The following is a 10,977-nucleotide window of genomic DNA, read 5'->3' on the forward strand; positions in this document are numbered from 1 at the left end:
CTGAACGTAACGCTGTTTGGAGATGATAAAGCGATACTGAAACAGAGATTAAAGAAACTGTTTCCGGAGTTGACAGAAAAACAAAGAGACAGCATAAGTAAACTGCCGTATCGTGGTTGGGGAAGACTCTCAAAAGTGTTTTTGGAAGAGATGGAAGCACCGGCACCGGAAACGGGAGAGGCATGGTCTATTATTCGGGCTTTGTGGGAGACGAATGACAATCTGATGCAACTGCTTAGCGAAAAATATTTGTTTGCATCGGCAATCGAAGAAAAGAATGGAAACGAACAGAAAAAACGGGATATTTCGTATGAATTAGTCGAGGAGCTTTACGTATCACCGGCAGTGAAGCGGCAGATTTGGCAGAGCCTTTTGATTGTAAAGGAAATCTGTAAAGTGATGGGAAACCCACCGAAACGTGTTTTTATAGAAATGGCAAGAGAAAAAACCGATCAGGGAAGAACCTCTTCAAGAAAAAAGAAACTGCTGGAACTTTATAAAAAATGTAAAGCGGAAGAAAAAGACTGGATAGATGAGATTGAAAAGCGTTCCGATGCGGAAATGAGAAGAGACAAGCTGTATTTGTATTATACGCAAAAAGGAAAATGCATGTATTCCGGTGAAACAATTGAACTGGAGGAATTGTGGGATAATCAGAAGTATGACATTGATCATATTTTTCCACAGTCCAAAGTGATGGATGATAGCCTGGATAACCGGGTACTTGTAAAGAAAAAGTGTAATCAGATGAAAGAGGATAAATATCCGATCGATGAAACAGTTCGGAAAAAAATGCAGCCATTCTGGAAATCTTTAGTGGATGCCGGATTGATCAGTGAAGAAAAATATAAACGGCTGATAAGAGGAAATGGATTTGAACCGTCTGAATTGGCTGGATTTATTTCCAGGCAGCTGGTGGAAACTCGTCAGAGTACAAAAGCGGCAGCAAGTATTCTGCAGCAGGTGATCCCGGATACACAGATTGTTTATGTAAAAGCGCCAACCGTTTCAAAGTTCCGTAAGGATTTTAAATTTCTGAAGGTACGGGAGATGAATGATTATCATCATGCGAAGGATGCTTATTTGAATATTGTCGTTGGCAACGCATATTTTGTAAAATTCACATCAAATCCGATTCACTTCATTAAGGAAAATCCGGGAAGAAGTTATAACCTGAAGAAGATGTTTGAACAGGAAAGAATTGAACGAAACGGAGAAATTGCCTGGGAAGGCGGGAACGGAACCATTGTGACAGTCCGAAAGTTTATGGAAAAGAACAACATTCTTGTGACGCGAAGATCGTATGAGGCAACAGGTGCATTGTTTGACCAGCAGATTGTCAAAAAAGGAAAAGGTCAGGTTCCGATCAAGAGCAGTGATGAACGGCTTTGTGATATACAGAAGTATGGAGGATATAACAAAGAGGCGGGAGCTTACTTTGTACTGGCAGAATCGGAGGGCAAAAAGGGAAAGAAAATACGAACAATCGAGTATGTGCCGATTCGTCTGAAAAAGGAAATTCAGAAGTCAGAAGAAAATATAATTCGGTATCTGGAAGAGGAAAGACAGTTAAAGAATCCGCGAGTGCTGGTGCCGGAAATCAAAATAGATACTCTGTTTTGTGTGGACGGATTTTATATGTGGGTTTCCGGAAGATCAGGGGATCAGCTATTGATGCAAGGTGCAAATCAGCTGGTACTTTCCCAGGAAGAAACAGAAATACTGAAAAAAATAGTACAGTACGTGGAACGTAAAAAACAGAATAAAGAACTGAAAATTTACGATTCCGACCATTTAGAAGAAAAGAAGGTGGTGATGCTGTATGAAACCTTTTTAAATAAATTAACAAATACGGTATATGCAAAAAAACTTGGAGCACAGGCAAAGACATTAACGGAAAAAAGAGAAAAATTTAAAGAATTATGCATAGAAGAAAAGTGTATCGTTTTGTATGAAGTTTTACATTTTTTCCAGTGCCAGAGTGCTGCCGCTGATTTGAAATTAATTGGAGGATCTGGAAGAGCAGGAATTTTGTGTCTCAACAAAAATATAACCGATTGCAGTCGAATCGAAATGATTCATCAATCGCCAACCGGTATCTACGAGCAGACAGTAGACCTGAATGCATTATGAGCTGGCGGATTGTGGTTATTTCCAAACGGGCAAAGCTGGACTATCAGCTTGGTTACCTTGTGGTGCGAAATGAGGAAGTAACAAAAATACATTTAAGTGAAATATCAACCATTCTGATTGAGTCAACAGCAGCAACAGTCACAACAAGTCTGCTGGCAGAGCTGACAAAAAAGAAAATAAAAGTGATTTTTTGCGATGAAAAGAGAAATCCATCGTCGGAACTGGTTGGGTATTACGGAAGTCATGATACCAGCAATAAAATCAGAAAGCAGATTCAGTGGAGCCGGCACAGTAAAGAAGCGATCTGGACAGAAATTGTGACGGAAAAAATACGAAAACAGAAGGAACTGTTAAAAAATATGGGAAAGGAAGAAGCGGGTCTGTTAGAATCATATTTACAGGAGATTGGCTGGAACGATGAGACAAACCGGGAAGGGCATGCGGCAAAGGTATATTTTAATGCATTGTTCGGTATGACATTTACCAGAACTGCGGATTGTCCGGAAAATGCAGCGCTGAATTACGGATATAGCATTTTGTTGTCTGCGTTTGCGAGAGAAATTGTAGCGAGCGGTTATATTACACAGCTCGGACTCTTTCATGATAATATGTTTAATCAGTTTAATCTGGCGTCCGATTTGATGGAACCGTTCCGTGTTCTGATTGACCGGGAAGTAATCCAAATGCAGAGGAAAGAATTTACGCATGAGGAAAAAATACAGTTGGTCAATGTATTAAACAACGAAGTCATGATAGACGGGAAAACACAGTATGTGAATAATGCCATAAAAATTTACTGTAAAAGTGTATTTGATGCCTTAAATGAGAATGACAGTGCATTGATCCGGTTTTATGGCCTATGAGTTATCGTTTTATGAGAGTATTGGTACTGTTTGATCTTCCGGTGCTGACGGGCGATCAGAGAAGAGAATATGCGAGATTTCGAAAGTTTTTATTGAAAAGCGGATTCCTGATGCTCCAGGAATCCGTATACTGTAAGCTTGCGTTAAATACAACTGTAGTGAATGGAATCGTGGATCAGATTCATAAAAATAAGCCGGAAGAAGGTCTGATACAGCTTTTAACGGTGACTGAGAAGCAGTATGCGAAAATGGATCTGATTGTTGGGAACGTAAAGAGTGAAGTGTTGAATACGGATGAAAGGCTGGTGATTTTATGAAACTGGTACATGTGGACTTGGAAAAACCTATTGCGATTCATCGGAACTGTCCCACGGAATGGATTATAGAATCACCGGAGCTGTTTTTAAAATATGTGGAGCAGCTGCAAAAACAAAATCAGGGAGAGAAGGGAAATTTCGTACTTTCTAAAGCTGACACAGAGCTGAATATGAAAAGAGATGTGGAATTGGTATTAACGCCCTTTTCTCTTGATTTTGCGGATCACAGAATACAAAAACGGTTATTTACAGAGCTGGTCAAAAGTGCGCAAAATGAAGAAATGTTTCTGGAAACGCAGAGAATTATTGCGGAACTGAAGAAATACATCTATCAATTGGAAGCTGTCAGTGGGTACGAATTGGAACAAAATGAGGAAATCGATTTGAGCGCACTCCTAAAATTGATGGGAGTTCAGACAGAAACCGAAAAAGAGATGGGGCTTCTGGAAAAATTAACGCAATATATCAAAGTTATGGCCGAACTTCTCCAAAAAGAACTGGTGATTTTGGTCAATATTCGATCCTATCTGAACGAAACACAAATAAACAAACTCTCCCAAATGGCATGCTACTATGAAATATCCTTGCTTTTCATAGAAAATATACAAAGGGACTTTTCGAATCAGAGAGAATATTATATAATTGACAAAGATGGATGTGATGTCTATTAATATCCATCGGATGTTTGAGTACCTGTTTTGTGCAGATGAAAGCAGTTCATTTTTAAATTTGAGGTTTGAGAATGATGTAAAAATGTATGGTACTCAAACTATGGCAGACAATGGACTGATCGCCACGGCAGTTTGAGAATGATGTAAAAATGTATGGTACTCAAACCTTCTTTCCTGTGAATTCTTCCCATCGGTGGTTTGAGAATGATGTAAAAATGTATGGTACTCAAACTGATAGATTGCCATACCTAATACCTCCATGGTTTGAGAATGATGTAAAAATGTATGGTACTCAAACAGGTTCTAATATTATTCCACTTGCAGGAAAGTTTGAGAATGATGTAAAAATGTATGGTACTCAAACTGAGGACGATTTCTATTCTGCAGGCATGAAGTTTGAGAATGATGTAAAAATGTATGGTACTCAAACACCCTGTCCAGAAAAGCCTTCATCGACGATGTTTGAGAATGATGTAAAAATGTATGGTACTCAAACATCAGGAACAAACGTGAAAGTCGAAAACCAGTTTGAGAATGATGTAAAAATGTATGGTACTCAAACTACTGTATATGGTGCGAATGATGGTTTTAAGTTTGAGAATGATGTAAAAATGTATGGTACTCAAACCTGAAAACGTCATATGACGGCGTAAAAGACGTTTGAGAATGATGTAAAAATGTATGGTACTCAAACACGATTTGAGCGCGTAAATGACAGCTTCTAGTTTGAGAATGATGTAAAAATGTATGGTACTCAAACCGCTCGCTGCTCACTATCCATCACCGCCTGTTTGAGAATGATGTAAAAATGTATGGTACTCAAACTTTCCACCTCCCCTAAATCTGTAAGTAATGGTTTGAGAATGATGTAAAAATGTATAGTACTCAAACATTTTCAGGGCAAATTCTGCTAAATCGTACGTTTGAGAATGATGTAAAATTTATTTTTGTGAACAACAAGAATAGATAATTCAAAATGAAATATTCAGAAGACAGTATGAAATCGACTTAATTGTCTTTTTCTTGCTGTCTTTTTCCTTGTCTCAAAGCGCCGCACCATGTATAATAAAACCACAAGAATTTCATTTCATAGTTTTTACAGGAGGAACCTGAATCATGATCCTTGCAATAGACATCGGCAACACGAACATCGTCCTTGGGTGTGTGGAAGGGAAAAAAACATACTTTATCGAAAGACTCTCCACGGACAAGGCAAAAACAGAGCTGGAATACGCAGTCAGCCTGAAAAATGTACTGGAACTGTATGAGATTCCGGTGGAGCAGATCGAAGGAGGTATCATCTCTTCCGTTGTTCCGCAGGTGACAGAGCTCTGCCGGAGTGCGGCAGAAAAAGTGATTAAAAAGCCGGTCAAAGTTGTCGGCCCCGGTGTGAAGACCGGACTTAATATCAAACTGGACGACCCCGCAACGGCAGGAAGCGATCTTGTTGTTGTAGCAGTAGCAGCGCTGAATGAATACACATGTCCGCAGATTGTTATCGATATGGGAACTGCCACGACGATGAGTGTACTTGATCAGAAAGGAAGCTTCATCGGAGGCGTGATTCTTCCGGGACTTCGTACTTCGCTGGATGCTCTCGTATCAAATGCCGCGCAGCTTAGCCAGACCAGTCTGACAGCACCGAAAAAAGTCATTGGCAAAAATACGCTGGACTGTATGAAAGGCGGTATGATTTATGGAAACGCTGCCAGCATCGACGGCATGATCGAACGGATGGAAGAAGAACTTGGCTGCAAATGCACGATTGTGGCTACCGGAGGTCTGGCGAAAGCTGTGATTCCGCACTGCAGACATGACATCATCATCGATGAGAATCTGCTCCTGAAAGGTCTTCAGATCATCTACGAGAAAAACAGGTAGGGAAACCGTTTGTTGACAAAGTTTGCGAATTGTTATAACATATGTATAACAAAACGATACGAGAAAGCAGGGTGTAACTATGTATTATGAGACAATACAGATCGATTTCAACAGCGATGAAGCGATCTATATCCAGCTGAGAAATCAGATTATTCTGGGTATTGCCACTTCCAGAATTCAGGAAGGAGATACTCTACCTTCGGTAAGACAGCTCGCAGACAATATCGGAATCAACATGCATACCGTAAATAAGGCCTACAGCGTACTCCGGCAGGAGGGGCTTCTTTCGATTGACCGAAGAAAAGGAGCCGTTATCTCTATCGATGCGGATAAACTGTATGCCATGCAGGAACTGCGCGAAGATCTGCAGGTGATTCTTGCAAAAGCCGTCTGCAAAAATATATCAAAAGAAGAAGTACATCAGCTTGTAGATGAAATTTACAGCAATTACGCAGACGAAACATGAAGGAGACAATAGTATTATGAGAGAAGGATATACCAGTCAGGCAAAAAAAGCACTGGCATATGCGGTTAGGACAGCTGAAAAATGTGGACATAATTACGTAGGAACCGAACACCTTCTGATCGGACTTCTGAACGTGGAGGATGGCACAGCAGGCATGGTGCTTTCTGAGTTTCACGTAGATGCCGGACAGCTTACCGAACTGATTGACCGTCTGATTGCACCAGGCGGAAACACCGTGACCGAATCCCGACCGGGCTATACTCCGCGGGTACGCAGAGTGCTTGAAAATGCAGAAGCGGAGGCAGCGCGTTTTAAGAGCAGAGCTGTGGGAACCGAGCATTTGCTGATCGCAATCTTAAAAGAAAGTGACTGTGTTGCTACCCGTTTGCTTTTTACCATGGGGATCAACATTCAGAAACTATATGGAGCAATCCTTACTGCCATGGGCGAGGCACCGCTGCAGGGCGGTGCAAGCGGAAATGCAAATACCGGCCGCGGACCGCAGACAAGAGGTGGAGCGCAGACCAGCGAAACGCCGGCACTGGACCAGTACAGCCGGGATCTGACTGAGCTTGCGCGCGAAGGAAAACTCGATCCGGTTGTCGGCCGTGGGCAGGAAATTGAGCGTGTCATTCAGATCTTAAGTCGCCGGACAAAAAACAACCCGTGTCTGATCGGAGAGCCGGGTGTCGGAAAAACGGCGATTGCGGAAGGTCTGGCGCAGCGGATTGCCCTTGGCATTGTGCCGGAAACGATCCGCGATAAGCGAGTTGTTGTCCTTGACCTTTCCGGAATGGTAGCCGGAAGCAAATACCGCGGTGAGTTCGAAGAGCGTATCAAACGTGTCGTCAAAGAAGTGACGGACAATGAAAATATTCTGCTGTTCATCGATGAACTTCACACCATCATCGGGGCCGGCGGTGCAGAGGGAGCACTCGATGCATCCAATATCTTAAAACCGTCCCTTTCCCGCGGAGAAATTCAGCTCATCGGTGCAACCACGCTCGAAGAATACCGTAAATACATCGAAAAAGATGCCGCATTGGAGCGCCGTTTCCAGCCGGTCAAAGTAGAAGAACCGACGGAAAGCGAAGCACTTGATATCTTAAAAGGTCTGCGCCCATACTACGAACGCCACCACGGCGTGGAAATCACCGATGAAGCACTGGAAGCAGCCGTAAAAATGAGCGTCCGCTACATCAACGACCGTTTCCTGCCGGATAAAGCCATCGATCTGATCGATGAGGCATCCGCAGGCGTACAGCTCGCCGGCTACCAGGTGCCGGACAACATGGCAAAAGAGGAGCAGACACTGTTCGAAGTACAGAAAGAAAAAGAATCCGCGATCAGTGCCGGCGATTTTGAGCAGGCAAAAGAACTGCAGGCGCGCCAGCAGGAGCTCGAAAAAGATCTGGAGCAGATCCGAAAACGCTTTGAACGCCGTTGCAAAAACAAAAAACTGCAGGTAACAGAAGAAGAAATCGCAAAAACCGTATCCACCTGGACGAAAATTCCGGTACAGCGTCTCGCGGAAGGAGAATCGAAACGTCTGGCAAGACTGGAGCAGACACTCCATAAACGCGTTGTCGGCCAGGAAGAAGCCGTGACAGCTGTGGCAAAAGCCGTAAAACGAGGCAGAGTCGGATTAAAAGACCCGAACCGTCCGACAGGATCCTTCCTGTTTCTTGGACCGACCGGTGTCGGAAAAACAGAACTTTCCAAAGCACTCGCCGAGGCAGTTTTCGGTACAGAGCAGGCCCTGATCCGCGTCGACATGTCGGAGTACATGGAGAAACACAGCGTCTCCAAACTGATCGGATCCCCTCCGGGATACGTCGGCTACGAGGAAGGCGGCCAGCTCTCCGAAAAAGTGCGCCGCAACCCGTACAGTGTGATCCTGTTTGACGAGATCGAAAAAGCGCACCCGGATGTCTTCAACATTCTGCTGCAGGTGCTTGATGATGGCCATATCACCGACGCGCAGGGCAGAAAAGTTGATTTCAAACAGACCTGCATTATCATGACATCCAATGCCGGAGCACAGAACATTGTAGCGCCGAAACGCCTTGGATTCCTTTCGACAGAAGATGAGCGGAAAGACTACGAATACATGAAGGGCCAGGTGATGGAAGAAGTCAAACGGATGTTTAAGCCGGAATTCCTGAACCGAATCGACGAGATTATTGTATTCCATCAGCTTACCAAGGCGGATATGAAGAAGATTCTGCAGATTCTGCTCAAAGATCTGGAGCGCCGCTGCAAGGAGCAGATGGACATTGAATTGAAAGTCCGTGACACCGTGAAAGAATATCTCGTGGAAAACAGCTTCGACAGCAAGTACGGTGCCCGCCCGTTAAAACGCGCGATCCAGAGCAAAATTGAGGATCCGCTCGCAGAAGCCATCCTGAACGGAGAAGTGAAAAAAGGCGATACCGTTGCGGCTGGAATGAATAAGAAAGAGATTACATTTAAGGTTCTTGAGAAAAAATAATATAAAATTCCATAAATTATATGGTAAAATCTTTTTGATTATGGTATGATTTTCACAAAGAAACGAAACACCACAAAAGACAAGACCAGGAGGGCATTTACAAATGTCAGTAGTAAAAGAATTAATCCGCACAGAGGCAGACGGAGGCATCAGCTTCGGAGATTATGAGCTTGCGGCAAAGGCAAAAAAATCTGATTTTGAGCACAGAGGAGATCTGTATAAAGTAAAAACCTTTAAGGAAATCACAAAGCTGGAGAGAAACGGACTGTTCGTATACGAATCCGTTCCGGGAACCGCAGTTACCGATCTGAACGTATTCGACGACGGCATGACCTTCAAAGTAGAAGGACCGGAGGATGCACAGATCACCGTTGAAATGGAAGCAGAGACCGAATACAAGGTGCTGCTCGACGGCGTAAACGTTGGCCACATGACCACAAATCTCGGCGGAAAACTTTCCTTCAGCGTAGAGCTGGAAAAAGCAGAGGATGTAGCAGTAGAAATCGTAAAAGCATGATGAAATAAGAAAAGAAGGCTGTCGCAGAACGTGTGCGGCAGCTTTTTTTGACAATTATAAGGGAGACACAACTATGGCAAAAGCAAAAAAAACAGCCTTTTTCTGCCAGAACTGCGGATATGAGTCAGCAAAATGGATGGGTCAGTGTCCGGCGTGCAGAGAATGGAATACGTTTGTGGAGGAACCGATGGCGGCCAAAACACCGGCGGGAAACCAGGGGCTCGGAAGCCACAGCGCAGCGGGCAGAAAGCCGGTGCATCTGACGGAAATTTCAACAGGAAAAGAAGAGCGTATCCCGACGGGAATCGGAGAACTCGACCGGGTGCTCGGCGGAGGAATTGTGCCGGGTTCCCTGACACTGGTCGGCGGCGATCCGGGAATTGGAAAATCCACACTCCTTCTGCAGGTGTGCCGCATGCTGTCCACAGCAGGACATCAGGTTTTATACATTTCCGGCGAGGAGTCCCTGCGCCAGATCAAACTGCGCGCCGTGCGGATCGGAGAATTTAATGAAAATCTGTCCTTGCTCTGTGAGACGAATCTTGACATTATCCGCGCCGTCATGGAAAAAGAGAAGCCGGAGATTGCCGTCATCGACTCGATCCAGACCATGTATAACGAAGAGGTCAGCTCCGCGCCGGGCAGTGTATCCCAGGTCCGGGAATCGACGAATGTGCTGATGCAGATTGCAAAGGGAATGGGAATTTCGATCTTTATCGTCGGTCATGTGACAAAAGACGGTAATGTGGCCGGCCCACGTGTGCTGGAACACATGGTAGATACCGTGCTGTACTTCGAGGGCGACCGTCATGCGTCCTACCGGATTCTGCGCGGCGTCAAAAACCGTTTTGGTTCTACAAATGAGATCGGCGTCTTCGAAATGCAGACAGAGGGACTCGTGGAAGTGAAAAATCCATCGGAATACATGCTGAACGGACGGCCGGAGGGAGCTTCCGGTTCGGTTGTCGCATGCTCCATGGAGGGAACGCGCCCGATCCTGATCGAGATTCAGGCACTGGTCTGCCACAGTAATTTCGGAATCCCGCGCCGCACCGCAGCAGGATGCGATTTCAACCGTGTGAACCTGCTGATGGCAGTGCTGGAAAAACGCGCAAGAGTCAATCTTTCGACAAGCGATGCCTACGTCAACATCGCAGGCGGAATCAAGATGAATGAGCGGCGATCGATCTTGGCATCGCACTTGCCGTCGTATCGAGCTACAAAGATCAGGTGATCGATGAGAAAACGGTCGTATTTGGCGAGGTCGGCTTAAGCGGTGAGGTCCGCGCCGTCAGCATGGCGGAACAGCGTGTACTGGAAGCAAAAAAACTGGGCTTCGAGCGGGTGATTTTACCTGCTGTCTGCATGAAGTCCGTGGAGAAAATCGGTGGAATCGCACTGATTCCGGTGGAAAATATTCAGGATGCGATTCTGCGCGTGGGGAAAAATTAGAAGGAAGTTGTGGAAAAAGGACCGGCGTGTGATGCGTACGGTCTTTTTTAAAAAATTCAGATAAAATATAAAATATGCAGAATTAACTATATTTTTCTAAAAATAAGAAAATTCGAAAAAAGGTGTTGACTTTTGCTTTGGGCGGTGTTATTATAACTAAGCTGTCAGTGAGAGCTGATGCGAATG

8 protein-coding genes, 1 pseudogene and 1 CRISPR repeat array are annotated in these 10,977 nt (G+C 44.4%); all 9 genes and pseudogenes read left to right on the forward strand.

The window, feature by feature from the left end; genetic code table 11:
- Positions 1-12: 12 nt before the first annotated feature.
- The 9 genes and pseudogenes from cas9 to radA all read left to right on the forward strand — a co-directional run bounded on the left by cas9 (position 13) and on the right by radA (position 10,791).
- Entirely contained in the window at positions 13-2,133 is a 2,121-nt protein-coding gene (cas9, locus tag DXA93_RS18950) for a type II CRISPR RNA-guided endonuclease Cas9 (protein WP_256372648.1), read from the forward strand.
- A gap of 11 nt (positions 2,134-2,144) precedes the next feature.
- A complete protein-coding gene (gene cas1 / locus DXA93_RS11480) occupies positions 2,145-2,996 on the forward strand; it encodes a type II CRISPR-associated endonuclease Cas1 (RefSeq protein ID WP_243038344.1) in 852 nt (283 codons plus the stop codon).
- A gap of 11 nt (positions 2,997-3,007) precedes the next feature.
- The gene (gene cas2, locus DXA93_RS11485) at positions 3,008-3,313 is read left to right on the forward strand and encodes a CRISPR-associated endonuclease Cas2 (RefSeq protein WP_117762145.1); all 306 of its coding nucleotides are present in this window, start codon (positions 3,008-3,010) and stop codon (positions 3,311-3,313) included.
- Positions 3,310-3,984: a type II-A CRISPR-associated protein Csn2 gene (gene csn2 / locus DXA93_RS11490; protein ID WP_117762144.1), complete on the forward strand. Its 675-nt coding sequence runs from the start codon at positions 3,310-3,312 to the stop codon at positions 3,982-3,984. The genes cas2 and csn2 overlap by 4 nt, the downstream gene beginning before the upstream one ends.
- A gap of 63 nt (positions 3,985-4,047) precedes the next feature.
- Positions 4,048-4,875: direct repeats of the CRISPR family, unit length 36 nt; unit sequence GTTTGAGAATGATGTAAAAATGTATGGTACTCAAAC.
- A 225-nt stretch (positions 4,876-5,100) separates the two neighbouring features.
- Positions 5,101-5,865 carry a type III pantothenate kinase gene (locus DXA93_RS11495; protein WP_117510241.1) on the forward strand — a complete coding sequence of 255 codons (765 nt, stop codon included), beginning with the start codon at positions 5,101-5,103 and terminating at the stop codon, positions 5,863-5,865.
- Positions 5,866-5,944: 79 nt separating this feature from the next.
- Positions 5,945-6,331 (forward strand): GntR family transcriptional regulator, encoded by a 387-nt coding sequence (locus tag DXA93_RS11500; RefSeq protein WP_117510240.1) that lies wholly within the window; start codon positions 5,945-5,947, stop codon positions 6,329-6,331.
- 16 nt (positions 6,332-6,347) lie between these two features.
- Entirely contained in the window at positions 6,348-8,822 is a 2,475-nt protein-coding gene (locus DXA93_RS11505; protein WP_117510239.1) for an ATP-dependent Clp protease ATP-binding subunit, read from the forward strand.
- 103 nt (positions 8,823-8,925) lie between these two features.
- Complete coding sequence (locus DXA93_RS11510; RefSeq protein WP_055221437.1) at positions 8,926-9,339, forward strand: hypothetical protein; 414 nt, start codon at positions 8,926-8,928, stop codon at positions 9,337-9,339.
- A 73-nt stretch (positions 9,340-9,412) separates the two neighbouring features.
- A pseudogene (gene radA, locus DXA93_RS11515) lies at positions 9,413-10,791 on the forward strand (DNA repair protein RadA).
- The last annotated feature ends 186 nt before the right edge of the window (positions 10,792-10,977 follow it).

The sequence above is a fragment of the Blautia sp. OF09-25XD genome (assembly GCF_003482095.1).
GTDB classification, from domain to species: Bacteria; Bacillota; Clostridia; order Lachnospirales; family Lachnospiraceae; genus Fusicatenibacter; species Fusicatenibacter saccharivorans.

What these genes read in the sequence shown, in the direction of transcription:
- cas2 (WP_117762145.1), top strand. Translation starts at nt 3,008, where the DNA reads ATGAGAGTATTGGTACTGTTTGATCTTCCGGTGCTGACGGGCGATCAG.
- DXA93_RS11495 (WP_117510241.1), top strand. Translation starts at nt 5,101, where the DNA reads ATGATCCTTGCAATAGACATCGGCAACACGAACATCGTCCTTGGGTGT.
- DXA93_RS11500 (WP_117510240.1), top strand. Translation starts at nt 5,945, where the DNA reads ATGTATTATGAGACAATACAGATCGATTTCAACAGCGATGAAGCGATC.
- DXA93_RS11505 (WP_117510239.1), top strand. Translation starts at nt 6,348, where the DNA reads ATGAGAGAAGGATATACCAGTCAGGCAAAAAAAGCACTGGCATATGCG.
- csn2 (WP_117762144.1), top strand. Translation starts at nt 3,310, where the DNA reads ATGAAACTGGTACATGTGGACTTGGAAAAACCTATTGCGATTCATCGG.
- DXA93_RS11510 (WP_055221437.1), top strand. Translation starts at nt 8,926, where the DNA reads ATGTCAGTAGTAAAAGAATTAATCCGCACAGAGGCAGACGGAGGCATC.